Origin of the sequence: Bradyrhizobium sp. WSM2793 (assembly GCF_000379585.1) — a bacterium.
GTDB lineage: Bacteria > Pseudomonadota > Alphaproteobacteria > Rhizobiales > Xanthobacteraceae > Bradyrhizobium.
Map to the genome: position 1 here is coordinate 152,900 of NZ_KB902846.1, position 25,377 is coordinate 178,276.

The 25,377-nt window shown below is 65.2% G+C and carries 23 protein-coding genes; 8 read left to right on the plus strand and 15 right to left on the minus strand.

The annotated features are described in order from the left end of the window. The first annotated feature begins 3 nt into the window (after positions 1 to 3). The 3 genes from A3AS_RS0141435 (at position 4) to A3AS_RS44550 (ending at position 3,997) form a co-directional block, all read left to right on the plus strand. Positions 4 to 1,272, plus strand: a complete 1,269-nt coding sequence (locus A3AS_RS0141435; RefSeq protein ID WP_018323297.1) for a CCA tRNA nucleotidyltransferase — start codon at positions 4 to 6, stop codon at positions 1,270 to 1,272. Further along, positions 1,269 to 2,039: a sulfite exporter TauE/SafE family protein gene (locus A3AS_RS0141440; RefSeq protein ID WP_018323298.1), complete on the plus strand. Its 771-nt coding sequence runs from the start codon at positions 1,269 to 1,271 to the stop codon at positions 2,037 to 2,039. The genes A3AS_RS0141435 and A3AS_RS0141440 overlap by 4 nt, the downstream gene beginning before the upstream one ends. A 440-nt stretch (positions 2,040 to 2,479) precedes the next feature. Beyond that, positions 2,480 to 3,997, plus strand: a complete 1,518-nt coding sequence (locus tag A3AS_RS44550) for a M15 family metallopeptidase (protein ID WP_018323299.1) — start codon at positions 2,480 to 2,482, stop codon at positions 3,995 to 3,997. A 159-nt stretch (positions 3,998 to 4,156) separates the two neighbouring features. Here the strand turns inward: A3AS_RS44550 and A3AS_RS0141450 are convergent, their stop codons facing one another. The 6 genes from A3AS_RS0141450 to A3AS_RS0141475 form a co-directional block, all read right to left on the minus strand. Continuing rightward, positions 4,157 to 4,354 (minus strand): DUF2158 domain-containing protein, encoded by a 198-nt coding sequence (locus A3AS_RS0141450; RefSeq protein ID WP_018323300.1) that lies wholly within the window; start codon positions 4,352 to 4,354, stop codon positions 4,157 to 4,159. Positions 4,355 to 4,595: 241 nt separating this feature from the next. Further along, positions 4,596 to 5,048, minus strand: coding sequence for a GNAT family N-acetyltransferase (locus A3AS_RS44555; protein ID WP_157644527.1), 453 nt, complete (start codon positions 5,046 to 5,048; stop codon positions 4,596 to 4,598). Between the two features lie 318 nt (positions 5,049 to 5,366). Beyond that, positions 5,367 to 6,107 (minus strand): HAD family hydrolase, encoded by a 741-nt coding sequence (locus A3AS_RS0141460; protein ID WP_049815142.1) that lies wholly within the window; start codon positions 6,105 to 6,107, stop codon positions 5,367 to 5,369. Beyond that, positions 6,104 to 6,991 carry an oxygen-dependent coproporphyrinogen oxidase gene (hemF, locus tag A3AS_RS0141465; protein WP_026202907.1) on the minus strand — a complete coding sequence of 296 codons (888 nt, stop codon included), beginning with the start codon at positions 6,989 to 6,991 and terminating at the stop codon, positions 6,104 to 6,106. The genes A3AS_RS0141460 and hemF overlap by 4 nt, the downstream gene beginning before the upstream one ends. A gap of 133 nt (positions 6,992 to 7,124) precedes the next feature. After that, positions 7,125 to 7,757, minus strand: a complete 633-nt coding sequence (queE, locus tag A3AS_RS0141470) for a 7-carboxy-7-deazaguanine synthase (RefSeq protein ID WP_018323304.1) — start codon at positions 7,755 to 7,757, stop codon at positions 7,125 to 7,127. Between the two features lie 18 nt (positions 7,758 to 7,775). Beyond that, positions 7,776 to 8,234, minus strand: a complete 459-nt coding sequence (locus A3AS_RS0141475; RefSeq protein WP_018323305.1) for a tRNA (cytidine(34)-2'-O)-methyltransferase — start codon at positions 8,232 to 8,234, stop codon at positions 7,776 to 7,778. Positions 8,235 to 8,523: 289 nt separating this feature from the next. On the opposite strand from A3AS_RS0141475, the gene petA reads away from it, so the two are divergent. From petA to A3AS_RS0141500, 5 genes are all read left to right on the plus strand, one after another. After that, the gene (gene petA, locus A3AS_RS0141480) at positions 8,524 to 9,054 is read left to right on the plus strand and encodes a ubiquinol-cytochrome c reductase iron-sulfur subunit (protein ID WP_018323306.1); all 531 of its coding nucleotides are present in this window, start codon (positions 8,524 to 8,526) and stop codon (positions 9,052 to 9,054) included. A gap of 62 nt (positions 9,055 to 9,116) precedes the next feature. Next, entirely contained in the window at positions 9,117 to 11,189 is a 2,073-nt protein-coding gene (fbcH, locus tag A3AS_RS0141485) for a cytochrome b/c1 (protein WP_018323307.1), read from the plus strand. A 261-nt stretch (positions 11,190 to 11,450) separates the two neighbouring features. Continuing rightward, entirely contained in the window at positions 11,451 to 12,140 is a 690-nt protein-coding gene (locus tag A3AS_RS0141490) for a dienelactone hydrolase family protein (RefSeq protein WP_018323308.1), read from the plus strand. A gap of 319 nt (positions 12,141 to 12,459) precedes the next feature. Continuing rightward, complete coding sequence (locus A3AS_RS0141495; protein ID WP_018323309.1) at positions 12,460 to 14,625, plus strand: anthranilate synthase component I; 2,166 nt, start codon at positions 12,460 to 12,462, stop codon at positions 14,623 to 14,625. 9 nt (positions 14,626 to 14,634) lie between these two features. After that, positions 14,635 to 15,174 carry an adenine phosphoribosyltransferase gene (locus A3AS_RS0141500; protein ID WP_018323310.1) on the plus strand — a complete coding sequence of 180 codons (540 nt, stop codon included), beginning with the start codon at positions 14,635 to 14,637 and terminating at the stop codon, positions 15,172 to 15,174. A gap of 16 nt (positions 15,175 to 15,190) precedes the next feature. Here A3AS_RS0141500 and A3AS_RS0141505 read toward each other — a convergent pair whose 3' ends face one another. From A3AS_RS0141505 to A3AS_RS0141545, 9 genes are all read right to left on the minus strand, one after another. After that, positions 15,191 to 15,523, minus strand: coding sequence for a GIY-YIG nuclease family protein (locus A3AS_RS0141505; RefSeq protein ID WP_018323311.1), 333 nt, complete (start codon positions 15,521 to 15,523; stop codon positions 15,191 to 15,193). 86 nt (positions 15,524 to 15,609) lie between these two features. After that, positions 15,610 to 16,278: a hypothetical protein gene (locus A3AS_RS0141510; protein WP_018323312.1), complete on the minus strand. Its 669-nt coding sequence runs from the start codon at positions 16,276 to 16,278 to the stop codon at positions 15,610 to 15,612. Positions 16,279 to 16,338: 60 nt separating this feature from the next. Beyond that, complete coding sequence (locus A3AS_RS0141515) at positions 16,339 to 17,091, minus strand: hypothetical protein (RefSeq protein ID WP_018323313.1); 753 nt, start codon at positions 17,089 to 17,091, stop codon at positions 16,339 to 16,341. A 218-nt stretch (positions 17,092 to 17,309) separates the two neighbouring features. Beyond that, positions 17,310 to 18,533, minus strand: coding sequence for a M48 family metallopeptidase (locus A3AS_RS0141520; RefSeq protein WP_018323314.1), 1,224 nt, complete (start codon positions 18,531 to 18,533; stop codon positions 17,310 to 17,312). A gap of 34 nt (positions 18,534 to 18,567) precedes the next feature. Next, positions 18,568 to 19,128: a LemA family protein gene (locus A3AS_RS0141525; protein WP_018323315.1), complete on the minus strand. Its 561-nt coding sequence runs from the start codon at positions 19,126 to 19,128 to the stop codon at positions 18,568 to 18,570. A gap of 138 nt (positions 19,129 to 19,266) precedes the next feature. Then, positions 19,267 to 20,247: a small ribosomal subunit Rsm22 family protein gene (locus A3AS_RS0141530; RefSeq protein ID WP_018323316.1), complete on the minus strand. Its 981-nt coding sequence runs from the start codon at positions 20,245 to 20,247 to the stop codon at positions 19,267 to 19,269. Positions 20,248 to 20,377: 130 nt separating this feature from the next. Beyond that, positions 20,378 to 23,842 (minus strand): chromosome segregation protein SMC, encoded by a 3,465-nt coding sequence (smc, locus tag A3AS_RS0141535; RefSeq protein WP_018323317.1) that lies wholly within the window; start codon positions 23,840 to 23,842, stop codon positions 20,378 to 20,380. A 216-nt stretch (positions 23,843 to 24,058) separates the two neighbouring features. Further along, positions 24,059 to 24,715 carry a DsbA family protein gene (locus tag A3AS_RS0141540; RefSeq protein ID WP_018323318.1) on the minus strand — a complete coding sequence of 219 codons (657 nt, stop codon included), beginning with the start codon at positions 24,713 to 24,715 and terminating at the stop codon, positions 24,059 to 24,061. A 139-nt stretch (positions 24,716 to 24,854) separates the two neighbouring features. Further along, positions 24,855 to 25,346, minus strand: a complete 492-nt coding sequence (locus tag A3AS_RS0141545; RefSeq protein WP_018323319.1) for a DUF721 domain-containing protein — start codon at positions 25,344 to 25,346, stop codon at positions 24,855 to 24,857. Positions 25,347 to 25,377 lie beyond the last annotated feature (31 nt).

Genomic DNA, 25,377 nt, shown 5'->3' on the forward strand with positions numbered 1-25,377 from the left:
ACGATGAGCGCGGAGCCGATACTTGCGCCAATTCTCGCCGATGCGCCCTGGCTGACCGCAGGCGGGACCGCGTGCGTCCTGCAATTGCTCAACTCTGGCGGCGAGGAAGCGCGCGTGGTCGGCGGCGCCGTACGCAACGCTCTGCTCGGTCTTCAGCCCGGCGACATCGACATCGCGACCACCGCGCGGCCGGAGGAGGTGATCCGGCGCGCCAAGGCTGCCGGCATCAAGAGCGTACCGACCGGCATCGACCACGGCACCGTCACGCTGGTGATCGACAGCCACCCCTATGAAGTCACGACCCTGCGCGAGGACACCGAGACCTTCGGCCGCAAGGCCAAGGTCGCGTTCGGCCGCGACTGGGTCAAGGACGCCGAGCGGCGCGACTTCACGATGAACGGCCTGTCGGTCGATGCGGCAGGCGTGGTCTACGACCATGTCGGCGGCATCGCGGATGCCAAGGCGCGTCGCGTGCGCTTCATCGGCGATCCCGACCAGCGCATTGCCGAGGATTATTTGCGCATCCTGCGCTTCTTCCGCATCCACGCCGCCTTTGGTGCCGGCGATCCCGACCGCGACGGCTATCTCGCCTGCATCCGGGGGCGTGAGGGTCTTGCCAGCCTCTCGGCCGAGCGCGTGCGCATGGAGATGTTGAAGCTGCTGGTGGCAGCTCGCGCATCCGCCGCCGTGCTGGCCATGGCCGAGGGCGGATTGCTGCAAGCGCTGATCGGCGGCGTCGCCTATACCGGGCCGCTGTCGGCGATGATCGCGATCGAGCGCGAGCTTGGCCTTGCTGCAAGCAGCACGCGGCGCCTCGCGGCGCTGACCGTCGCGGTGACCGAAGATGCCAAGCGCGTCGCCGCGCGCTTGCGGCTCTCCAATGCCGAGACCAAGGCACTGGATTCGATGGGTCATCGCTGGTGGCGCTTCACGACCAAGGACGAGGCCAATGCGCGGCGTCTGCTCTATCGGCTCGGCCCCGAGCGTTATCACGATCGTGTGTTGCTCGGCTGGGCGCGGGCCGGCGGCGACGTCACCTCGATGCGCTGGCGCGCTCTCGCCGAACTGCCGCAGCGCTGGACTGCGCCGAAATTTCCGCTGAAGGCCGCCGACTTCATCGCCCGCGGTCTGGCCGAAGGACCCGCGCTCGGACATGTGTTGACGCTCGCCGAGGACGCTTGGCTTGCGGCGGATTTTCCCCTAGAGGAAGCCGCACTCGCTTCCATCGCCGATCAAGCTGCGGCACGCATCAGCCGCGACGAGAGAACGTGACCATCGTCTCAGGCTTCGCCGACATCTCGATCTTTCAGCTCCTGCTGGTCGCGTTGATGGCGTTGTTTGCTTCGATCATCGGTGGTCTCGCCGGCTACGGCACCGGCGCCCTGATGCCGCTGGTGCTGGTGCCGCTGGTCGGCGCCGAGCCCGTGGTGCCGATCATCGCGATCTCCGCCATCTTCACCAATTCCAGCCGCGCGATTGCTTACTTGCGCTACGCCGACCGCCGCCGCACGCTGATCGTGCTCGCCTGCGCCGCGCTGACGACCGCACTCGGCGCCTACGGCTACACGCGTCTCACCAATGCGGGCGCGGCGCTCGTGATCGGCAGCATGCTGATCCTGAGCGTGCCGCTGCGCCGCGTGCTCCGCCGCCGAAAGGTCAAGATCGGCGACAGCGGCCTTGCCGCCGGCTCGGTCGGCTACGGCGTGCTGGTCGGCGGCACCTCGGGCTCCGGCGTGATCCTGCTATCGCTGCTGATGGCCGCCGGCCTCGAAGGCGCCGCCGTGATCGCAACAGACGCGATGATCTCGCTCGGCACCGGCCTCATCAAGATCTCGGTGTTCGGCCTCGCCGGCGCCGTGACCGCGCAGGTGCTCGCCTTCGCGCTGCTGATCGGAGCGATCGCGATCCCCGGCGCGTTCCTCGCAAAGGCCTTCGTCGAGCGGATGCCGGTGCACATCCACACCGCGATCCTTGATGTCGCGGTGATCACCGGCGGGCTGGTGATGATCTCGGCGGCGGCGAGGCAACTCGTCGGGTAGATCGGCGTGAGCAGCATCAGCAACGCAAACAGCAGCACCCAGAGGGGCAGCGCACAGATCGGGATTGCATAGATCGGCTGGCAATCGCGAAGGCCGAATTGATCGCGCGCCCGCTTCCGAGCTGAAGCGCAGACGGCCCTGACCCTGACGTTTAATCCATACCGGCAAACGAACGCGGGAAGGATTCCGATCCCCGCAGTTCGCGCGGCAATGCGTCATCGAATCGCAACCGGGTTGTGAAGCACTTCACAACACAGCTTCAGCGCGTGGCGTAAACTCAGCGTCATTGAGGCGTGTTGCGGATGCGGCGGGCTCCTCGGCGTGGTCGGCGCTGGCCGGTTCACGACCATGCCCGAGCTATGAAAGCCGCCAGAAGCTGCGCCGCCTAACATTACATATTGCAGAGGCCTTGCATGAGCACGTCGGCGGATCGTCACCGGATGGCAGCCTCCATTCTCAGCTTCGAAGCCCGGCGCGATAAACAGGGACGCCTGACGATCTACAGGCTGCCGGCTGACGACGGTGGAGGAGCATATGAAGTCGCGGGCATCAACGAACGTTTCCATCCCGAAGAAGCACGGATGCTGGCCGATTTGATCGAGGGGGGCCACTTTCAAGAGGCGGAACGGGCGGCCTGCGAAATCATAGCCACTTACACTGATGGTGTGTCGAGTTGGTCGAGAAAGCCGGCGATCGAATGTTACTTGCGAGATTGCTGCTTCAACCGCGGTCCTCGCGGTGCTGCGCGAATACTCCAAAGAGCATTGCATGTTCCTGACAGTGGCGTGATCGATGACGCCGGACGAGCGCTCGTAGCCGCCCGCGAGGACGACACGTTGGAGCTCCTGCAAGACCTGCGCGCTGCGCGCGAACAGTACGAGCGGGATGTCGCGAAACGCAGTGAGACGAGCAAGTTTTGGAAGGGCCTGGTCAACCGGTGGAATAACGCATTGAACGTCGCAAAGAGTTTTATCACCAGCTCAGAGGAGGTTGCATTGACCGATACACAGATCGAAAGCCCCAGGATTCAGCCTCAATCTCGCGGCTTCAGCGCATCACGGGCCGCGACCAATGCAATGCTGTCGAGTGGCGTTGCGGAGGCTTCTGCGGAGATCGCGCCAATCGCAGAGATATCCGCTCCATTGACGAGTGAGTCGACGAGGCCCGTTGCTTTGCGTGCGCTTCGGCTCGGTTCGCAGGGACCACTCGTGAAAGCTTGGCAAAGCTTCCTGCAGGGACAGCATTTCGATCCGGGTGGCCTTGACGGAGAGTTCGGCGACAAGACCCAGGCGGCGACGAGTGCGTTTCAGGCGGCAAACGGACTGACGAGCGACGGCGTGGCAGGTCGCGAAACGATGATGAAAGCCATGCAGCTCGGATTTGAGCTCATTGAAGAGCCGGCCGCTGACATGACGGGTTCAAACTTCCCGCCACGGCCGGATTTTCCGCCGCTCGAAAATACGGCCGCGAGACGGGCGGTTTTTGGCGCGTTCAACTTCGTCTCGGAGCCTCGTCCGGATAACCGCGAGAACATCCGGATCCTCGGGACTTGGACCAGGGACAACATCGTGAGCGTTCCCATTCCCCAACTGCGGAAGGCTTTGGGACCGCATGCTCCTGCCTCCATGCAATTCCATAAGCTCGCGGCGGCACAGCTCAAGGCGCTTTGGGAGGAGTGGGAGAGCGCGAGTCTGCTGGATAGGATCCTGTCATTTGACGGAGCTTTCGTGCCTCGCTTCATCAGGGGATCGACGACGCAATTGAGCAACCACGCTTTCGGAAGCGCGTTCGACGTCAACGCCGACGAGAATCCGTTGGGGGCTCGGCCCAAGCTCGTGGGCACGCGCGGAGCGGTCCGGGAGTTGGTCCCGATCGCCAACAAACATGGATTTTATTGGGGCGGGCACTTTGGAAGCCGGCCCGATGGCATGCATTTCGAAATCGCCTTTATCCAGTAGGGCGAACGAAATCGCATCGTGCGCAAGTCGCCATCGAACGCGACCTGATAGATCGGGGCCGAGTCCTCGGCCCGATCCTTCATTTCTGTTCTGAGAGGGAGATCCGACGTGCTGGAGCTGAGGCGCACCCGATCCAGATAGGATGCGGTGTAGGCGGGCCTACTCTTCTTCCTCGTCTTCATCATCCTCTTCGTCCTCTTCCACCTGCACGAGCGTGGCCAGCGGCAGCGTCTCGCGGAACAGGTCGCCTTCCATGCCCATCCAGAGGCAGAGCACCTCGTCCTGCTTCACTTCCGCGACCGTCAGCGGTTGGCCGCCGGATTTCAGCATCACGACATCACCGGCTTTCAAGTCCATGGATTGTCCTTTCTCGCGATCGATCCGGACGGGAGCCTAGCAAGCGGTCATGACAGGCCGATCACGCCGGCCGGCCGTGCCGGGAAATTCCAGCGGCGGGTGGCAATCCCGGTCGACACGCTGGGCAATCGCATATGGCAGCGGTTTCCTCCGTGGCCATCCTTCGAGACGCCGCCGTCGGCGAGCCCTCAGGATGAGGATCGCGTGCGACGCCCGCAGTCGCCAATCGGCCATGATGAAGCTAGCGGTTCGTCAGCAGCAGGAGATGCGGCAGGGCCTCGGTGTCGACGGTCGCGCCCAGGCGCGCATAGAACTGCATCGCTGACGCGTTGTGTTTCCAGACATCCCAGCCGAGCTTCGTGACGCCGTGATCGGCAGCCCATTCCTTGGCCTTCGTCATCAGCGCTCTGCCGACGCCCTTCCTGCGCGCCTCGGCATGCACCGCGATGTCACTGATGTACATGCCCGCCTGGGCGCTATAGAGCTCGTGGGTCAGGATCCAGGCGATCAGGCCCGCAACGCGATCTTCCAGCAGCGCGACGAAGAGGTGCACGGGCGCATGCTCGCGGACATAGAAGGCGAGATAGCGCTCGAGCGTCAGAGGCGGTGGCGGCTCTTCGATATGGGCCGCCAACGCTTCCGCAAGGCTCCGAACCGCAGCGTAATCGCCCGCCTCAGCTCTACGGATGCTCAATTCCCCACTCACGATGCCGCGCCCTCCCTCGGGGCAAAAGCGCCCGCAGGGGACATCTACGTGCTGGCTTGACGGGGCGTTACGTCAGCAGGCGAAGAAATTTCCCGCACCCGAGCTGCCGTAGGGCGGTGATCTTCTCGCGACGAACGCGGAAACGCGGGCGCGGAAACCAGTCCATCGCAAGTTTCGACGATGACATCATACCCCTGTTTTGGCCGACGGATCAAAGTCGTTTCGAAAAATCCGTAAGCCATTGATCTTGCAGGGGGCCGCTACTGTGCATGGGGTTGTTTTTCGATATTTTGTTGTGTGCCCTGCTCAGGGCTGGCCCGGCACCAGCTCGGTCAACGAGCGGATGATGCGGTCGGGCCTGACCGTCGAGCCTTCGGGCAGGCCGTCACCGTGCACGTCGATCCAGATCGAATAGATGCCGAGGCGCTGCGGCGTCACCACTTCCCATTCCAGATTGTCGCCGATCATCCAGGTATCCTCGGCGGAGACGCCGAGTGCCTCCATGGCGTGCAGATAGGCGCGCTCCTCCGGCTTGCCGAAGCCGTGCTCGCCTTCGATCTGGATGTGGTCGAAGCGATGGGTCAGCTCGAACCGCTCGACCTTGGCGCGCTGCATGTCGGCGGCGCCGTTGGTGACCAGCGCGAGCTTGATGCCGCGTGCCCTGAACGCGTCGATGGCATCGTGCGCGCCGGGGAAGACGAAGATGGCTTCCTCGCGATAGGTGGTGAAGCGGTCGGCGATGCGATCGGCGAGATCGTCGGGCAGGGCGCGATGGCCGTTTGCGGCGAGCGCGGCGAGGCCGCCGCGCACCGTGAGCCGCCGCGCCTCGCCGAGCTTCATCCGCCAGATCGGCTCCGCAGTCGACCAGAACTGCCGCGCAAAGGCGAGCACTGCGGTTGCGACCTGCGGCGGCGGCAGCGGCGCCAGCTCCTCGGCAAACTCGTTCGCGATCGTGTTCCAGGCGATCTCGGGCCGGCCATAGGCCGACAGGATGGTGTCGTCCATGTCGATCAGCATGGCGCGCGGCAGCGGCCTCGAGACAGTCATGGCCACTTCACCTCCGGCGGCATCGACGACAGGATGGAATCCACATTGCCGCCGGTCTTCAGCCCGAAGATGGTGCCGCGATCGTAGAGCAGGTTGAATTCGACATAGCGGCCGCGCCGGATCAATTGCTCCTCGCGGTCCGCGGCGGTCCAGCCCGCCGCGAAATTGCGCCTGACGATGTCAGGATAGATCTTCAGGAAAGCGCGGCCGACGTCTTTGGTGAAGGCAAGGTCGGCGTCCCAGTCGCCGCTGTCGTGCCAGTCGTAGAAGATGCCGCCGATGCCGCGCGCCTCTTTGCGGTGCGGCAGGTAGAAATATTCGTCGCACCATTTCTTGTATTTGTCGTAGTCGGCAACGCCGTTCGGCTGGTTGCAGGCTTGCTTCATCGCGGCGTGGAAAGCGATGCTGTCGGCATCGTCCTGGGTGCGCCGTCGGTCGAGCACCGGCGTGAGATCGGCGCCGCCGCCGAACCAGGCTTTCGTGGTGACCACGAAGCGGGTGTTCATGTGCACGGCGGGCACGTGCGGATTGCGCATATGCGCGATCAGCGAAATGCCGGAGGCCCAGAATTTTGGATCGTCCGCGGCGCCGGGAATCTGCGCGCGAAACTCGGGCGCGAATTCGCCATGCACGGTCGAGCAGTGCACGCCGACCTTCTCGAACAGGCGGCCATGCATCATCGACATCACGCCACCGCCACCGGCCGCGCCGGTATGGTCGGTGCGTTGCCAGGGCGTGCGCTTGAAGCGGCCGGCTTCGCCCGGATAGAGGCTTTGCGGGGCGTCGTCCTCGAGCCGCTCGAAGCTCGCGCAGATGTCGTCGCGCAAGGCCTCGAACCAGGCGCGGGCGCGGCCCTTGCGGTCTTCGATCGTCGACATGTCCATCTTCATTCCCGGTCGCTTACCACGCGGAGTGTGCCGTCGGGTGGGCAAAGGCGCCCTTGTGCCGTGCCCACGTCTTCTACCGTCATCTTGAATGGTGGGCACGCTCCGCTTTGCCCACCCTACAAATCTGTCCCTATCGGATGCCGAGCGACTTATGCGTCTGCACGCTGAGCCGCCATTGCGGATGACGCAGGCAGTAGTCGATCGCGCGCGCGGTGTTCTCGATGACCTCGGGTCCGTCCATCGGCTGCAGCGAGAAGCGCTCGAAGGCGAGGTGCTCGAAGGTCTCGGGTGCGGCGAGGGCCTGCGGATAGACCAGCTTCAGCTCGTGGCCCTGGCGCAGCACCAATTCGCTGCCGCCCTTGGGGCTGACGCAGATCCAGTCGAGCCCGTCCGGCGCTGCGATGGTGCCGTTGGTCTCGACGCCGATCTCGAAGCCGCGGGCGTGGAGCGCCTCGATCAGCGCGGCGTCGACCTGGAGCAGCGGCTCGCCGCCGGTCAGCACCACGTAGCGGTTGGCTGCGGCCGCAGTCCATTGCGCGGCGATGGTGTCGGCGAGGTCCGCGGCCGAGCCGTAGCGGCCGCCGAGGGTCCCGTCGGTTCCGACGAAATCCGTGTCGCAGAACTTGCAGGTGGCCTCAAGGCGGTCCGCCTCGCGGCCGCTCCAGAGGTTGCAGCCGGCAAAACGGCAGAACACGGACGCGCGCCCGGCATGGGCGCCTTCGCCTTGCAAGGTCAGGAAGATCTCCTTGACCGCGTAACTCAATCGTCTCTCCTCAATCTGTCAGGCTTGCGGGTTCCGGATCTGCCGCAGCGCCTCGCCGGCGGCCATGGCCGCGGTCATGGCGACATTGAGCGACCGCAGCCCCGCTTTGATCGGGATCACCAGCCGCGCATCCGCGGCCTCGACCACCGCGTCGGTGACACCGGCGCTCTCGCGCCCGAATAGCAGGATGTCCGAAGTCTGGTAACGGAAATCGCGGTAGTCGGTGGCAGCTTTCGTGGTGAACAGCAGCAGGCGGTAGCCATGGGCGGCGCGCCAGTCCTCGAATTTGGCCCAGGAGTCGTGCCTGATAAGGCTGACATGATCGAGGTAGTCCATTCCCGCCCGGCGGAACAGACGGTCTGAGACGGGGAAGCCCGCCGGTTCGATGATATGGGCGGCGATGCCCAGGCAGGCGCAAAGCCTGAGAATCGTGCCGGTGTTCTGGGCGATGTCGGGTTGGAAAAGCGCTATCTGCATGGGCTGTGCGAGGGCTGTCTCGGGGGCGATGCGGGGCGGAAATGTCTCAATAAAACATCGCCTGCCCGGGAATTCGTGCATTGCACGCTCCCGCGCCGATAGCGGGCTTGCGCTCGCCCGGCAAGGGTGCCAATAGAACGATTCTGGACTGCTGTTTTGCCCGTTTAGAGGTGAACATGCGAAGTTCTGCCGCCGCGGGGGGCCGCGGGCGCCGGCAGCCTTTCCGGGGACCTCATGGGCGCCCCCTGGAGCGGTTCCACCGGTTGCACAAGAAGAAAGGGTTGGAATCGTGACGACAGCGTCTTCGGCGGACCATCCGACACGCCGTGATTTCTTATTCGTTGCAACGGGGGCAGCTGCAGCAGTAGGGGGCGCAGCTGCGCTCTGGCCCTTCATTTCCCAAATGAATCCTGACGCCTCGACCATCGCCGCCGGTGCGCCGATCGAGGTCGATCTCAGTCCGGTCGCCGAAGGTCAGGACATCAAGGTGTTCTGGCGCGGCAAGCCGATCTACATCAGCCACCGCACCAAGAAGCAGATCGACGAGGCGCGCGCCGTCAACGTGGCGAGCCTGCCCGATCCGCAGTCCGACGAGGCCCGGGTCAAGTCCGGCCACGAGCAATGGCTGGTCGTGATCGGCATCTGCACCCATCTCGGCTGCATCCCGATCGCTCATGAAGGCAGCTACGACGGCTTCTTCTGCCCCTGCCATGGTTCGCAGTACGATTCGTCCGGCCGCATCCGCCAGGGGCCCGCGCCCGCGAACCTGCCGGTGCCGCCGTACCAGTTCGTTTCCGACACCAAAATCCAGATCGGCTGAGCCTCGGATCCTCGTCCGAAGCTTCGCGCCGTCTCGTCGTACTATTTCCTCAGGATCGCATCATGAGCGGACCATCCGACTACCAGCCGAGCAATCCGGCCCTGCAATGGATCGAGCGGCGCCTGCCGATCCTCGGCCTCATGCACTCCTCGTTCGTTGCCTATCCCACCCCGCGTAACCTGAACTATTGGTGGACCTTCGGCGCCATCCTCTCCTTCATGCTAGGGATGCAGATCCTGACCGGCGTGATCCTGGCGATGCATTATACGCCGCATGCCGATCTCGCCTTCAAATCGGTCGAACTGATCGTCCGTGACGTGAACTACGGCTGGCTGCTGCGCAACATGCATGCGGTCGGCGCATCGATGTTCTTTGTCGCCGTCTACGTTCACATGTTCCGCGGCCTCTATTACGGGTCCTACAAGGAGCCGCGCGAGGTGCTGTGGATCCTCGGCGTCATCATCTACCTCTTGATGATGGCGACCGGCTTCATGGGCTACGTGCTGCCCTGGGGCCAGATGAGTTTCTGGGGCGCCACGGTCATCACCAACCTGTTCTCCGCCATTCCCTATGTCGGCGAGAGCATCGTGACGCTGCTGTGGGGCGGTTATTCGGTCGGCAATCCGACGCTCAACCGCTTCTTCTCGCTGCATTACCTGCTGCCGTTCCTGATCGCGGGCGTCGTCGTGCTCCACGTCTGGGCGCTGCACGTCGCCGGCCAGAACAATCCGGACGGCGTCGAGCCGAAGACGGAAAAGGACACGGTGCCGTTCACGCCGCATGCGACCATCAAGGACATGTTCGGCGTCGCCTGCTTCATGCTGCTCTACGCCTGGTTCATCTTCTACATGCCGAACTATCTCGGCGACGCCGACAACTACATTCCGGCGAACCCGGGCGTGACGCCGCCGCACATCGTGCCGGAATGGTATTACCTGCCGTTCTACGCGATCCTGCGCTCGATCCCGAACAAGCTTGCCGGCGTCATCGGGATGTTCGGTGCGATCATCATCCTGTGCTTCCTGCCCTGGCTGGACGCAGCGAAGACGAGGTCGTCGAAGTATCGCCCGCTGGCCAAGCAGTTCTTCTGGATCTTCGTCGTGGTCTGCATCCTGCTCGGCTATCTCGGGGCGCAGCCGCCGGAAGGCATCTACGTCATTGCCGGCCGGGTCCTGACGGTCTGCTACTTCGCCTACTTCCTGATCGTGCTGCCACTGCTCTCGCGCATCGAGAAGCCGCGGCCCGTGCCGAACTCGATCTCGGATGCGGTGCTGGCCAAGACCGGCAGCCGATCGACGCCGATGGTTTCGACCGCGATCATGCTGGCGCTCGCCGGTTCGTTGTTCGCAGGTTCGGTCGACAGCGCGAAGGCGTCTGAAGGCAGCGATACGCCCCCGGGCAACAAATGGTCGTTCTCCGGCCCTTTCGGTAAGTTCGACCGCGGCGCGCTGCAGCGCGGCCTGAAGGTCTACAAGGAGGTCTGCGCCAGCTGCCACGGCCTGTCCTATGTGGCCTTCCGCAACCTCGCCGAGCCCGGTGGGCCCGGCTATTCGGTGGCGCAGGCGGCGGCCTTCGCGTCGGACTACAAGGTCAAGGACGGTCCGAACGATGCCGGCGACATGTTCGAGCGTGCGGGGCGTCCGGCGGACTATTTCCCCTCGCCATTCCCGAACGAGCAGGCCGCTCGCGCGGCGAACGGTGGCGCGGCGCCGCCCGACCTCTCCCTGATCACCAAGGCGCGCTCCTATAAGCGCGGCTTCCCCTGGTTCATCTTCGACTTCTTCACCCAGTTCCAGGAGCAGGGCCCGGACTACGTCTCGGCATTGCTGCAGGGCTTCGAGGACAAGGTGCCGGAAGGCGTCACCATTCCGGAGGGCTCGTACTACAACAAGTACTTCCCGGGCCACGCCATCAAGATGCCGAAGCCGCTCAGCGACGGCCAGGTGACCTATGACGACGGCTCTCCGACCACGGTCGCGCAGTACTCCAAGGACGTCACCACCTTCCTGATGTGGACCGCGGAGCCGCACATGGAAGCGCGCAAGCGCCTCGGATTCCAGGTCTTCGTGTTCCTGATCCTGTTCGCGGGCCTGATGTACTTCACCAAGAAGAAGGTCTGGGCCAGCTCGCACTGAGCGCTTTGATGCGACGAGAAATGAAGAAGCCCCCGCGAGGGGGCTTTTTTTGTTGGGTCCGTGTCCCGGACGCGCGAAGCGCGAGCCGGGACCCAGAATGCTCGTAGCTGGGCCCCGGATCGGCAGCGCATCACGCCGCAAGGGGCAACGCCTTGCGCAGCGTCCGGGGCACGAGAGTTTGTTTGCGCGGTGATTGCGTCATTCGCATGCACCCGCCAAGATGCCGCCAACCGCTCCCCCAAGAACTCATCGGAGGACACCATGGGAACCGCCATCACCTTCAAGCGTCCGGACGGCAAGGAGGCCTCGGGCTATCTCGCCAATGCCGCGCGCGGCAACGCGCCGGGCGTGGTCGTGATCCAGGAATGGTGGGGCCTGTCGGACCAGATCAAGGGCCTGTGCGACCGCTTTGCGCTGGCCGGTTTCGACGCGCTGGCGCCCGATCTCTACAAGGGCAAGGTGGTGCCGTATCACGACACGGACAGCGCCAACAAGGAGATGAACTCGCTCGACTTCATGGACGCCACCACGCAGACCGTGCGCGGCGCCGCGCAATATCTGTCGCGTAATGGCGCCAAGGTCGGGCTGACCGGCTTCTGTCTCGGCGGCGCCGTCACCATCATCGGCTCGGTGCATGTACCGGAGCTCGCGGCCGGCGTCGTGTTCTACGGCATCCCGCCGGAGCAGGCGGCCAAGCCCGCCGACGTCAAGATCCCGCTCCAGGCCCATTTCGCCAACAAGGACGATTGGTGCACGCCGGAGCTGGTGGGCGGCTTCGAGAAGGCCATGAAGGCCGCCGGCAAGTCGCTGGAGCTGTTCCGCTATGACGCCGAGCACGCCTTCGTCAACGAGCAGCGCCAGGCCGTGCATGACCGCGAGGCCGCCGAGCTCGCGTGGGGCCGGGCAATCAAGTTCTTCGCCAATCATCTCGGCGGTAACAGCGCAGCCTGACCCAGCCTGTAGCCCGGATGGAGCGCAGCGTAATCCGGGGACTTTCCCTTGTGGCACGAACCCCGGATTGCGCTGCGCTCCATCCGGGCTACGGCACCGGGCCACCCTTGACGCCGCCCCCGCGCCATGGTGAGTATCGCCCCCATGAGCACCGCCGTCCGCCCAGCCCGTCTTTGGTGGCGCACCTCCTAACGAGGTGGCCGGTGCGATTTTCCTTTCCCAAATCGTCTGAGGTCGCTAACGCAGTGCGGCGGCCTGATCGTTTGTCCTGTGTGGCGTTTCCTCGGCAAGTCTCGTAAGAGGACCCCAAGAGGATCACATGAACAGGACAGTCTTTGCCCTCCCGGCCAGAAGTGAGTACGCGACCCGCGCGGGTCTCGCGATCACGCGCGTGGCGGAGCAGTTCACCGGCGGTGCCAACAGGCTCGACGATCTCGTCAGCCTGCTCGACCGCCGCCGCGGCGTGGTGCTGTCCTCAGGCACGACCGTGCCCGGCCGCTACGAGAGCTTCGACCTCGGCTTCTCCGATCCGCCGCTCAAGCTCGAGACATCAGGCGTCAATTTCAAGCTGGAAGCGCTGAACGAGCGCGGGCAGGTGCTGATCGCCTTCCTGGTCGATGTGCTGCGCGAGCCCTGCGTCGTCATCTCCGAGAAGACGGCGACGCGGCTTGCCGGCCACATCATCCGCGGCGATGCGCCGGTCGAGGAAGACCAGCGTACGCGGCGCGCCAGCGTGATGTCGCTGGTGCGCGATCTCGTCGCCGCCTTCTCGGCCAATGACGACGGGCTGCTCGGCCTGTTCGGCGCCTTCGCCTACGACCTGGTGTTCCAGATCGAGGACCTCGTGCAGAAGCGCGCGCGCGAGCAGGACCAGCGCGACATCGTGCTCTACGTCCCCGATCGCCTGCTGGCCTATGACCGCGCCACCGGCCGCGGCGTGGTGCTCTCGTACGACTTTGCCTGGAAGGGCAAATCCACCGAGGGCCTGCCGCGCGAGACCGCCGAGAGTCCGTATCTGAAGACGCCGCGGCAGGGTTTTGCCGATCACGCGCCGGGCGAATATCAGGCAACGGTCGAGACCGCGCGTGCGGCCTTCGCCCGCGGTGATCTCTTTGAAGCGGTGCCTGGGCAGCTGTTCGCCGAGCCTTGCGATCGTTCGCCGGCCGAAGTCTTCCAGCGCCTCTGCGTCATCAACCCGTCGCCCTACGGCGCGCTGATGAATCTGGGTGAGGGCGAATTTCTGGTGTCGGCCTCGCCGGAAATGTTCGTGCGGTCGGACGGGCGTCGGGTCGAGACCTGCCCGATCTCGGGCACGATCGCGCGCGGCAGCGATGCGATCGGCGACGCCGAGCAGATCCGCCAGCTCCTGAACTCGGAGAAGGACGAGTTCGAGCTCAACATGTGCACCGACGTCGACCGCAACGACAAGGCGCGCGTCTGCGTGCCGGGCACGATCAAGGTGCTGGCGCGGCGCCAGATCGAGACCTACTCGAAGCTGTTCCACACCGTCGACCATGTCGAGGGCATGTTGCGTCCCGGCTTCGACGCGCTCGACGCCTTCCTCACCCACGCCTGGGCGGTGACGGTGACCGGCGCACCCAAGCTCTGGGCGATGCAGTTTGTCGAGGATCACGAGCGCTCGCCGCGCCGCTGGTATGCCGGCGCGATCGGTGCGGTGAACTTCGACGGCAGCATCAACACCGGCCTGACCATCCGCACCATCCGCATGAAGGATGGTCTCGCCGAAGTGCGCGTCGGCGCCACCTGCCTGTTCGATTCCGATCCGGCCGCTGAAGACCGCGAATGCCAGGTCAAGGCCGCCGCGCTGTTCCAGGCGCTGCGCGGCGATCCGCCGAAGCCGTTGTCGACCTTTGCGCCCGATGCGACCGGCTCGGGCAAGCGGGTGCTGTTGATCGACCATGACGACAGCTTCGTGCATATGCTCGCTGATTATTTCCGCCAGGTCGGCGCCGACGTTACCGTGGTCCGCCATGTGCATGCGCTCGACATGCTCAAGCGGAAGACATGGGATTTGCTGGTGCTGTCGCCCGGTCCCGGCAGGCCGGAAGATTTCGGGATCAAGACAACGATCGACGCGGCGCTGGAGAGGAAGCTGCCGGTGTTCGGCGTCTGCTTGGGCGTGCAGGCGATCGGCGAATATTTCGGCGGCGAGCTCGGCCAGCTCACCCATCCCGCCCATGGCCGGCCCTCGCGGGTGCAGGTGCGCGGCGGGCGATTGATGCGCAATCTGCCGAACGAGATCGTCATCGGCCGCTATCACTCGCTTTATGTCGAGCGCGACAGCATGCCGGAGGTGTTGTCCGTCACAGCCAGCACCGAGGACGGGGTCGCCATGGCGCTGGAGCACAAGACGCTGCCGGTCGCCGGCGTGCAATTCCACCCGGAATCGCTGATGTCGCTCAGCAATGAGGTGGGCTTGCGTATTGTTGAAAACGCGTTCCGGTTGGATGCGCGTGTCGATTGAGAGGCACCAATGACCTTTGACCACGATATCAAGGCGAGCGTCCGGACCATCCCCGACTATCCCAAGCCGGGGATCATGTTCCGCGACATCACGACCCTGCTCGCTGACGCGCGCGCGTTCCGCCGCGCGGTGGACGAGCTCGTCAATCCCTGGGCCGGCAACAAGATCGACAAGGTCGCAGGCATGGAGGCGCGTGGCTTCATCATCGGCGGCGCAGTGGCGCACCAGCTCTCTGCCGGCTTCGTGCCGATCCGCAAAAAAGGCAAGCTGCCGCACACCACCGTGCGCATCGCTTACTCGCTCGAATACGGCATCGACGAGATGGAGATGCATGTCGACGCCATCCAGCCCGGCGAGCGCGTCATCCTGGTCGACGACCTCATCGCCACCGGTGGCACCGCGGAGGGCGCGGTGAAGCTGCTGCGCCAGATCGGCGCCAACGTCGTCGCCGCATGCTTCATCATCGACCTGCCCGAGCTCGGCGGCGCCGCCAAGCTGCGCGCCATGGACGTGCCCGTGCGCACGCTGATGACGTTCGAGGGGCATTGAGAGGTCGCCGCGATCTTCAGATCGCCTCGGCCTTCAGTTCATCCCGCCAATGCAGCAGGCGCTCCTTCAGGAGTGCGTTCCTGACATAGGCGGTTTCCTCATCTTCCAGGCGCTCGCATTCGCCAAAGGTCAGGCCGGCCTCGCCATGCGCATTCCAGGCAGCCTGGAGGCTGCGGCAGGTGTGGCTGCCTTGGCGTAGCGAGAACCAGATGCGGTTCTGGATCGTCTCGAGGTTCGGCGCCTGGCCGACCCAGACCTCGCCGGAGGCCGCACAGCGGACGACGTAGACGCCCGCGATGGTCTTTCGCTCCTTGTAGGCCGCGATCGCTGCTTTCCGGTCGATGCTCACGGGGACAGGCCTTGCTGAGGGGATACCGATGTCCGCTTCAATAAGCCCGCTTCAACCCGCAGTCAATATTATCCGGGTGAAATTATTTAGGATCGCTGCAGGATCAGGCTGAGCTCGAGCTCGCGAAAGGCAAAGTAATTCCGCCGGGTCCATTGGTGCAGCTCGGTCGACGCATCCTTCTCCTGGCGCAGATAGCCGGTGAAGGAGAAGTTCAGCCGGTCGACGTAGGTCTTGAGGAAGCCGGGCAAGGCCGGCAGGCGGAACAGGCGGCCGCCGGCCATCGCGGCCGGCAGCTCGCCGCGCACGACATATTCATTGTCGACGGTGATCAGGTTCATCCGCTGGATCTGCCCGCGCAGCATCTCGTGGGCGCGGGCCGAGGCGCGGTCGGTGTCGGCGACGAACAGGATTTGAGGCGCGACATGGCGGCGGGCGGCCTCCTTCAAGAGGCCGATCTCGTCGGTCATCTTGAAGAACTCGTCGAAGGCGTGGAAGCCGAGGTCGATCACCTTGGCCATGCCGTCATCGACGATGACGCGGTCCATCAGCTGCATCTTGCCGTAGGTATCGATCACGTCGGCGGTCTCCGTGATCTTTGGCAGGTAGTCGAGCAGCGACGGTTCCTTCAGATTGACGTCGAAGGCCGCGACATTGCCGTTCTTGAGCAGCAGAAATTCGGCAAGCAGCCGCGCCAGCAGTGTCTTGCCGACCTGCGGGCGGGGCGAGCAGATGATGTAGACGGGCGTTGCGGGCATCGGCAGCTATATCAGTCGAACCTGGCGACCAATCCAGCCGTATCAGCCCTGCTTGCGCAACTATTTTTCGCTGTTTCGGGTGACGGGCTTCGAACCCACGATGTCAGTCAGCCGGATCCGGTCGAACTCGCTCCAGACATTCGCCAGCCAGTGCCGGACATAGCCGCGCAGCACGAACGAATAGTTCGCGGCCTCGTCGCTGATGCCCTTGTTGGCGACGAATTTCAGGAACGGGACGGAGGACACTTCGACCTGCTCATAGGCCATTTCGTTGAGCTTGGGGATGGTCAGCTCGGTCGCGTCCTTGATGCGGTGGAAGTAGGAATTGTAGGTCGCCTGGTCCCATTGGAAGAACTGGGTGTCGTTGATGAAGTTCTTCACCAGGAAATATTTTGCGCCGGTCATGAAGCCGGCGGTCTCGGCGATCTCCTCCAGCGAGGCGATCGAGGGTCCGAGGATGTGGAACACCGCGAAGGTGATCTGGCCGGCTTTGGCGGCGTCGAGGAAGCCGATGTCGCGCAGCGAAGCCAGCGCAGGCGAGAGCAGGCCGGCGCGAACGTCGATGACAGTGACCGAAGGGCTGACAGCGTTGAGCGTGTCGAAGATCTTCATCTGGTCCGATGTCGTCGTCATGTCGACGATCTCGGTGATGTCGGGGTGGAAGCGCTTCAGGGTTCCGCGCGGCGATTCCGTGTCGAAGGCGCGCGTCGGCACGTTGTTGGCGGAAAAATAATCGAGCAAGGTCCGCGACACCGTGGTCTTGCCGACCCCGCCCTTGTCCGCGCCCACCACAACCACTGCCGGCTTTGCCATTGCTGTCCCCTAACGCGCGCCCCCGATCGCGAGGTCGCAATCGGCCGGGCCCCAAATCGATGTCCCAAGGATGCCCCAAGGATGTCCCAAGTCTGCTGTTGGGCGCGAACATGGCAGAAACAAGGGAGAATTCAAATCCTCGGCATGTCGATACGGCAATTCCCGAAGTTTTTCCCAATCGCGGCGAAACCCGCCGCGCATGGCAGGACATCGCGTGCTTAATGACGGCCCCAGGGACCCATGAGATTGCCTGTAGGCTTGCTGCTCGCGGTCTCCGAGGAGCCGGGTGCGGGCAGGGGCGGCGGAGGAGCGGCCGGGCCGCTGGCGTCGTCCCACGGGCCATGACGCAGCGGCGGTGGGGCGTCCTGCGGGTCAGCTTGCGCCTCGGGCTCCTCCGTTTCCTCGGCCAGCGGCCGCGGGCCAGGATCGTGGCCGCCGGCAAACTTGACCAGCGCGTCGACCCGGGACTGCACGGATGGGTGGGTCGCGAACAGATCGGCAAAGCCCTCGCGGGGATTGTCGACGCAGAGCTCCATCACGGCCGAGGTCGCGCCGGGCAGCTCGCCGCGATTCTCGATCTTGCGCAGCGCCGAGATCATCGCATCGGGGTCTTTCGTCAGCTCGACGGAGCCTGCGTCGGCGAGATATTCGCGCGAACGTGACAGGGCGAGCTTGACCACCTGGGACAGCAGCCAGGCCACCACGATCAGCACGATCGCGATGATGATCACGATTACCGCGCCGCCGCCGGAACTCTTGTTGTCGCTCGACGAGGAGGACGACCGCGACGACGAGGAGGAGCCCGAGGACCATGAGCCGCCGGAGCCGGAGCTCCAGTTGAAATTGGTGAACAGGCGGAAGAACAATTCGCCGAAGAAGCCGACCACGCCGGCGATGATGACGGCGACCACCATCAGCTGCACATCGCCGTTCTTGATGTGGGTCAGCTCGTGGCCCAGCACCGCCTCGATCTCCTTGTCGTTCAGGGCATCGAGGAGACCCGTGGTGACGGTGATCGAATATTGCCGCGGATTGAGGCCGGTCGCGAACGCGTTCAGCGCCGGGCTCTCCATGATCTTCAGCCTCGGCATGGTGATGCCGCGCGAGATGCAGAGATTTTCCAGCAGATTGTAAAGCCGCGGCTCCTCCTGCCTCGTGACGTCGTGGCCGCCGGTCACCGCGTCGATCATCGACTGGTGGAAGAAATAGGCGATCACGACCCAGGCCGCCGCTACGATGGTCGCAACCGGCGCGGCCACGATCAGATCGTGGAGGGCGCGCCTCAGGTAATAGACGACGGTCTCATTGCCGTTGATGACGACTTCGGCGACCAGCGCGCCAGCATAGACCAGCACGTAGACCAGCATGAACAGGCCGGCGAGCAGCAGCATCGAACGAAACTTGTTCGAGGCGATGTGCGTGTAGAGACCATACGCGGCCATGACGCGGGTGCCCTGCCGGCCTATCGGCTCAAGATCAGAACTTCACCTGCGGCGCGGCCTCGACCTCGGTGCGGCTGGCGCCGAGATCGAAGAAGTCCTTCCTGGTGAAGCCGAACATGCCTGCGAACAAGGCGGCGGGCAGCTGCTGGATGCCGGTGTTGTATTCCTGGACCGCGTTGTTGAAGAAGCGGCGGCTCGCCGCGATCTTGTTCTCGAGGTCGGAAAGCTCGGATGCGAGTTGCTGGAAATTGGCGTTGGCCTTGAGGTCGGGATAGGCCTCCGACAGCGCGATCAGCCGGCCGAGCGCGCCGGACAGCTGGTTCTCGGCCGCGGACACCTGCGCCGGCCCCTGCGCGGACATCGCCGAATTGCGTGCCTTGATGACGTCGTCGAGCGTGCCGCGCTCATGCGAGGCGTAGCCCTTCACCGTTTCGACCAGGTTCGGAATCAGGTCGTGGCGCTGCTTGAGCTGCACGTCGATATCGGCAAAAGCCTGGCCGACGCGCTGGCTCAGCGCCACCAGGCGGTTGTAGGCGCTGAAGGCGAACAGCGCGAGGACGACGATGACGCCGAGAACGATCCAGCCGGTCGACATGGAGAACTCCTGAAGGGGGAAGAAGGCAGGCGTTAGCCTAGACCAAATTGGCGCAGGATGAGAGCCCGGCGCAGAGGGGAGGTAAGACTTGGTCGAATGTGGAGCCGCCCGCGTTCAAGGCAAAAGTCCGGAACGAGGTTAACTTTCGGACAGAATAGCGTCGCCCCAGCGCCAGCGGCGTGCCCCAGCATAGGCGGCCTTGTCGCGGCGAGGCACCCTCGTGATGGCGACGCCGTCCTCGGTGCAGAGCTTTGCCGTGATCTCGGCCTTGCCGACATCCGGGGGCGCCAGCACGCGCGCGGCACGGGTAGTCGGCGGCGTTCGGGTCAGCGCGACGTAGATAAGACGCTCGTCCTCGAACGGCACCTCGGCGCCCTTGATCTGGCGGTGCGCCTGCGAGCGCGGCAGGCGCTGGCTGAAATGGCACCAGTCCGGCGCGGTGAGCGGGCAGGGCTTTTCGTGCGGGCAGGGGGCGGCGACGTAAGCGCCAGCCGCGATCAGCTGCTGCCGCAGGGCGAGGATGCGCGCGGTGCCGGCGGGCGTGCCGGGCTCGATCACGACCAGCGCGTGGCGCGCTTTCGCCCACATCGCTTCCGCGAGCTTGCGCTGGTCGCCTTCGCCCAGCTCGCCGATGATGTAGCTGGCGACGACGAGATCGGCTGGCGAGACTTCAGTGAGGTTGCCGCCGGCATCGCCGGGCAGATAGCGGCACTCCGCCAGGCGTGAGCTGTCGCGCGCCAGTTCGAGCGCAAGCCGGCTCAAGGTGGCGTTGGCGTCGAGCAGGGTAAAATCCTGCAGCGATGGAAAGGCTTCCGCAGCGGCCCAGCTCGCGGTGCCCGGACCTGCGCCGACATCGAGCAACGTTTCCGGGGCGAGATCGGGCGCAATCTCCGTCAGTGCATTGAGGCTGGCGGCCACCGCCGCGTACGTCGCCGGCATGCGCGCGAGCGCATAGGCGAGCGCATCGGCGTCCGACTTGATCGTGCCGGAGCCGCCGCCGGCGCGATAGGCGGTCGAGATTTTCTGCGACCGTTGTGCAGCGTCGGTGCGGGAGAAGCCCTGCAGCTTGCCGTCGAGGGCGGCCTTGAGTTCGGCGGGGAGGGTGGGGGCTATCATCATCCGCAGTCATGCCCCGCGAAGGCGGGGCATCCAGTACTCCGAGACAGTGCCGTCAACCGAGAAGCCGCGGCGTACTGGATCATCCGCCTTCGCGGATGATGACGTCAATGGGTGTGGAACGACCGCAGCGTCACGCCACGTTCTGGTCGAGGATGTCCACCGCTTCGGACAGGCTGACCGACACCAGCTGCGAGACGCCGCGCTCGGCCATGGTGACGCCGAACAACCGGTTCATCCGCGCCATCGTGATCGGATTGTGCGTGATGATGATGAAGCGCGTGTCGGTCGAGCCGGTCATCTCGTGCAACAGGTTGCAGTAGCGTTCGACGTTGTGGTCGTCGAGCGGCGCGTCGACTTCGTCCAGCACGCAGATCGGCGAGGGGTTGGTCAAGAACACCGCGAAGATCAGCGCCATCGCGGTCAACGCCTGCTCGCCGCCCGACAGCAGCGACAGCGTCTGCGGCTTCTTGCCCGGCGGTTTCGCAATAATTTCGAGGCCGGCTTCCAGCGGGTCGTCGCTCTCGATCAGGTGCAGCGCCGCTTCGCCGCCGCCGAACAGCTCGACGAACAGCCGCTTGAAGTGGTTGTTGACGACCTCGAATGAGGTCAGGAGCCGCTCGCGCGCCTCCTTGTTGAGGCTCTGGATACCCTGGCGCAGACGCTTGATCGCTTCGACCAGGTCGTCGCGCTCGGTGACGAGACCGGTGTGCTGGGTCTCGACCTCGCGCAGCTCTTCCTCGGCGCGCAGATTGACTGCGCCGAGGCGCTCGCGGTCGCGGCGCATCTTTTCGAGGTCTTCCTCGATGTCGTGCAGCGGCGGCAGCTCCGCGCCGGGCTCGATCTCGGCGAGGCCGGCGACGGCTTGCGGCTCGACTTCCAGCATGTCGCGGATCTCGCGCTCGATGTCCTCGAGCCGGCGCCGGGCGCCTTCCATGCGCTCCTCGGCGCGGGCGGTGGCCTCGCGGGAGCTGGAGAGTGCCTCCAAGGTCAGCTTGGCGACGCGATCGGTCTCGGCCATCGCGGTCTCCGCGGTGGCGAGCGCGTCGGCGGCCATGCGGCGGTCGTTCTCGGCGTATTCGATCTCGGTGATCAGTGCGCTGCGCTTTTCCGCGAACACTTGCGGCGCGTTTTCAAGCTCGCTGCGCTCGATCGTGAGCTCGGCAATACGGGCCTGGATGGTGTCGATGTGGGAGGCCGCGCTCTCCTTGCGGTTCTGCCACTCGGTGCGCTCGGCCAGGATCGCCTGCACGCGGCGGTCGGCGAGCTCGGCCTCGCGCGCCAGCGCCTGCGCCTCGGCGCGGACCTGGGCGGCCATGCGGCGATGGCCTTCGATGTCGCTGCGGACCGCGGCGAGACGGGTCTCGGTGTCCTCGCTTGACGGCAGCTCGGAAATGCCGGCTTCGGCATATTCATACGCAGCTTCGGCCTCGGCGCGGTCGGCGGCGAGACGGCTGTGCGCTTCCGACAGTGTTGCCTTGCGCGCGGCATGGCGGCTGATCTCGCGCTCGGCGGTGGCATGACGCTCGCGCGCGACGTTGAGCTCGCGCTGCGCGGCGCGCCAGGCTTCGCGGCTGGCACCTTCGGTGCTCGCTGCCATCTGCAATTCGGACTCGGCGTTCTCCAGCGCCTGGCGCTTGATCTGCGCGTCGATGCGGGCCTGCTCCAGCTCGTTCTCGATGTCGACGAGGCGGGCGCGCTCGGCCAGGCGCCTCGCTGCACCGGTCGGGGCGTGAGCGGCCGCGACAAAACCGTCCCAGCGCCAGACGTCGCCCTCGGGCGAGACCAGCCGCTGGCCGGTCTTGAGCTGGGAGACCAGCTCGGCGCCGCGCTCACGCGGCACCACGCCGATCTGGGCCAGACGGCGCGTCAGCTCGGCCGGCGCCTGCACATGATTGGCGAGCGGCACGGCGCCTTCGGGCAGCTCCGGATCGCCGTCGGTCTGTCCGACATTGGTCCAGCGCATCGGCGCCGACGGATCGATCGGCGCATCGAGGTCGTCGCCGAGCGCGGCGCCGATGGCCTTCTCAAAACCCTTGTCGACGGTGATGCCGTCGATGATCGGCGGCCACAGATTCTTGGTCTCGCCGTTGAGGATCTTGGAGATCGTGCGCGCCTCGGTTTCGAGCCGCTGCGCGCGCTTGTCGGCCTCGACCAGCGGCGAGCGCGAGGATTCCAGCGTCTGGCGTGCCGCGACGTGCGCGGCTTCGCTCGCCTGCGCTGCGGCTTCCGAGGCGGCCAGTGTTTGCTCCGCGGTCTCAACCGACGCGGTCAGCTCGTCGAGATCGCCGAAGCCGCCGGTCTCGGCGGCAAGCTTCTGCTCTTCGGCGGCGACGTTCGCGATCTCCTGGTCGAGACGGGCCAGCTTGTCGCGGTGGGTGCGGACGTTGGCCTCGAGCTGGTTGCGCTTGGCGGTGAGGTCGGCCAGCGCAGTGGTGAGCTCGGCGAACTGCTGCTCGGTTTCGGTCAGCACCGCCTCGGCTTCGCCGACGCGCTCGTCGACGCCGGAGCGCTTCTCGACGCGCGACTTGATCTCTTCCTTCAGCTCGGAATCTTCGGTGTCGAGCCGCTGCAGCGCGACGTCGGCGTCCATGGTCTGCTGCTGGGCGCGCGAGATATCGCCTTCGAACTGGGCGAGGCGCCGCTCGAGCTCGGCGACGCGCTCCTTGGCGCGCTCTTCCTCGCGGTCGAGCAGCTCGCGGGCATTGGTCAGGCGCTGCAGGCCGGCGGCGGCACGCGCTTCGGCATCGCGCAGCGCCGGCATTTCGGCGGCGCGGATCGCCTGGATGCGGGCGGCTTCGGCCTGGTGCTGGGTGCGCTCGGCCATCTCGCGCACCGCGAGATCATGAGTCTGGCCGGATTCGTTGACGTCGGCATGGGCGCCGATCCAGCGCAGATGGAACAGTGTGGCTTCCGCCTTGCGGACCTTGGCGGCAACCTCGCGGTAGCGCACGGCCTGGCGGGCCTGCTTTTTCAGGCCTTCCATCTGGCCGGCGAGCTGGCCGATCACGTCCTCGACGCGGGTCAGGTTGGTTTCGGCCGCCTTCAGCCGCAGCTCGGCCTCGTGGCGGCGGGCATGCAGACCGGCGACGCCGGCGGCGTCTTCCAGCACGCGGCGGCGCTGTTCGGGCTTGGCCTGGATGATCTCGCCGATCTTGCCCTGGTGGACGAGGGCCGGCGAACGCGCGCCGGTGGCGGCATCTGCAAACAGGATCTGCACGTCGCGGGCGCGCACGTCGCGGCCGTTGATGCGATAGACCGAGCCGGCTTCGCGCTCGATGCGGCGGGAGATTTCGAGAAGCTGGCTGTCGTTCATCGCCGCCGGGGCGGTGCGATCGGCATTGTCGATCGTCATCGTCACTTCGGCGTGGTTGCGTGCGGGACGGTTGCCGGAGCCGGCGAAGATCACCGCGTCCATGTCGGCGGCGCGCAGCGACTTATACGAGGTCTCACCCATCGCCCAGCGCAGCGCTTCGACGAGGTTCGACTTGCCGCAACCGTTGGGTCCGACCACGCCGGTCAGGCCGGGCTCGATGACGAAGTCCGTGGGCTCAACGAAGGACTTGAAGCCGTGAAGGCGCAGGCGGGTGATTTTCATAAGCACGCATCTCTGTTGGCAGGCGCGAATCCCCTGCCGGGACAATACCATGGAAGGCAGTGTCGCTATCCGGGCGAGTCGCGCGAGGCGCCTCATGCGGCTGGACAATGGCCGCGGTGCGCCGCGAGGGCAACCGGCGAAAGCCGCTTTTCCCAAGGGATTTATGCCGGGAAAGATACGGCTTTCGAGATGCGAATCAGGATCTTGACGAGCGAATCAGCTCTTCAGCAGCGGATTGATCTTCTTGGCGAACTCCTCGAACGAGGTCTCGCCCTTGATCTTCTCGCCGTTGATGAAGAAGGTCGGCGTCGAATCCACCTTCAGGACGTCGCTGGCATATTTCTGGTCGGCGGCGATCTTGTCGAGCAGCGCCTGATCCTTCAGGCAGGCCTCGACCTGCTGCTGGGTGAGGCCGGCCTGCTTGCCGATCCGCGTCAGGGTCTCGGTGGTGTTCTTCACCACCCAGTCGTTCTGCTGGCGGAACAGCATGTCGGTGACTGCGAAGTATTTCGGCCCGTCGCCATTGGCGATGCAGCGGGACAGCATCGAGCCGGCGGCGGCTTTGATGTCGAGCGGGAACTCGCGGAAGATGTAACGCACCTTGCCGGTGTCGATGTATTCCTTCTTGATCTTCGGGAACACCTGCTCGTTGAAGGCGGCACAGTGCGGGCAGGTCATCGAGGCGTATTCGGTGATGGTGACGGTGGCATCGTTGGGCCCGAGCGCCATGTCGGGCAGGGACACGGGCTTGGCGACGTCGGCAGCCGACTGCGCCATGGCGTCGGAGATGAGCCGCAGCGGCGAGAGCCCGGCGAGCGCGGCAAGCCCGGTCAGCGACAGCATCGTAGTGAAGGCGCGGCGGGTGATGATCAAGGTCGGCTCCCGAATTGGCAAAAATCTCGCCCCAGGGGTCCATGAAGTTCCCGTCCGGGCGGCCTGTCGCTAGCTTGAAACGTAGCTTGAGGCAATGGCGAGCGGCAAGGACGGGTCCAGATTGGCCGCGAAATAAGGCTCAATTTCGCTTGATGGCGGCCCCCAGCCGCGCCAGCGCCGTCTTCAGTTGTTCATCTTCGATGTCGCCTAGGCTCTCCGCCACCTTGGCCACCGATTTGGGATCGGGCGGGCCGGGCCGCACCGGTCGTCGGGGGCGCGACAGCGGAGCCTGCCGGAAGGCGAGCTTGCCGACCGCGCTCCAGCCGAAGAAGCGGTTGACGCGCTCCAGGATCACGTCGGCGGAATGCTGGATCTCCAGCGCCATCGGCCCCTCCACCCGCAGCACCAGGGTCGCCGGCTCCTGCGGCTGGCCCTCCACCGGGCGCGGCCATTGCATCTTCAGCGGCTCGGCATGGGCCGCGATCTCCGGACCTGCAATCTGCGCCCACCGCGTCACCAACTCGCGCGCCGCAAACCCCTGCTTGGCATAGGCCTCGGCAAAGACGTCGTTGAGCAGGATGCCCAGCGGCTTGGCGCTGAGGGGACCGGGTTTGGGAGGGAATTTGGACATGGGTCCTTATAGCACTCTGACGCGCCGGCCG

Bases quoted from the DNA above. Each gene is read 5' to 3' on its own strand.
- A3AS_RS0141435 (WP_018323297.1), top strand. From the start codon at position 4: ATGAGCGCGGAGCCGATACTTGCGCCAATTCTCGCCGATGCGCCCTGG.
- A3AS_RS44550 (WP_018323299.1), top strand. From the start codon at position 2,480: ATGGCAGCCTCCATTCTCAGCTTCGAAGCCCGGCGCGATAAACAGGGA.
- A3AS_RS0141450 (WP_018323300.1), bottom strand. From the start codon at position 4,354: ATGGACTTGAAAGCCGGTGATGTCGTGATGCTGAAATCCGGCGGCCAA.
- A3AS_RS0141460 (WP_049815142.1), bottom strand. From the start codon at position 6,107: ATGACTGTCTCGAGGCCGCTGCCGCGCGCCATGCTGATCGACATGGAC.
- hemF (WP_026202907.1), bottom strand. From the start codon at position 6,991: ATGGACATGTCGACGATCGAAGACCGCAAGGGCCGCGCCCGCGCCTGG.
- A3AS_RS0141475 (WP_018323305.1), bottom strand. From the start codon at position 8,234: ATGCAGATAGCGCTTTTCCAACCCGACATCGCCCAGAACACCGGCACG.
- fbcH (WP_018323307.1), top strand. From the start codon at position 9,117: ATGAGCGGACCATCCGACTACCAGCCGAGCAATCCGGCCCTGCAATGG.
- A3AS_RS0141490 (WP_018323308.1), top strand. From the start codon at position 11,451: ATGGGAACCGCCATCACCTTCAAGCGTCCGGACGGCAAGGAGGCCTCG.
- A3AS_RS0141495 (WP_018323309.1), top strand. From the start codon at position 12,460: ATGAACAGGACAGTCTTTGCCCTCCCGGCCAGAAGTGAGTACGCGACC.
- A3AS_RS0141500 (WP_018323310.1), top strand. From the start codon at position 14,635: ATGACCTTTGACCACGATATCAAGGCGAGCGTCCGGACCATCCCCGAC.
- A3AS_RS0141510 (WP_018323312.1), bottom strand. From the start codon at position 16,278: ATGCCCGCAACGCCCGTCTACATCATCTGCTCGCCCCGCCCGCAGGTC.
- A3AS_RS0141515 (WP_018323313.1), bottom strand. From the start codon at position 17,091: ATGGCAAAGCCGGCAGTGGTTGTGGTGGGCGCGGACAAGGGCGGGGTC.
- A3AS_RS0141520 (WP_018323314.1), bottom strand. From the start codon at position 18,533: ATGGCCGCGTATGGTCTCTACACGCACATCGCCTCGAACAAGTTTCGT.
- A3AS_RS0141525 (WP_018323315.1), bottom strand. From the start codon at position 19,128: ATGTCGACCGGCTGGATCGTTCTCGGCGTCATCGTCGTCCTCGCGCTG.
- A3AS_RS0141530 (WP_018323316.1), bottom strand. From the start codon at position 20,247: ATGATGATAGCCCCCACCCTCCCCGCCGAACTCAAGGCCGCCCTCGAC.
- smc (WP_018323317.1), bottom strand. From the start codon at position 23,842: ATGAAAATCACCCGCCTGCGCCTTCACGGCTTCAAGTCCTTCGTTGAG.
- A3AS_RS0141545 (WP_018323319.1), bottom strand. From the start codon at position 25,346: ATGTCCAAATTCCCTCCCAAACCCGGTCCCCTCAGCGCCAAGCCGCTG.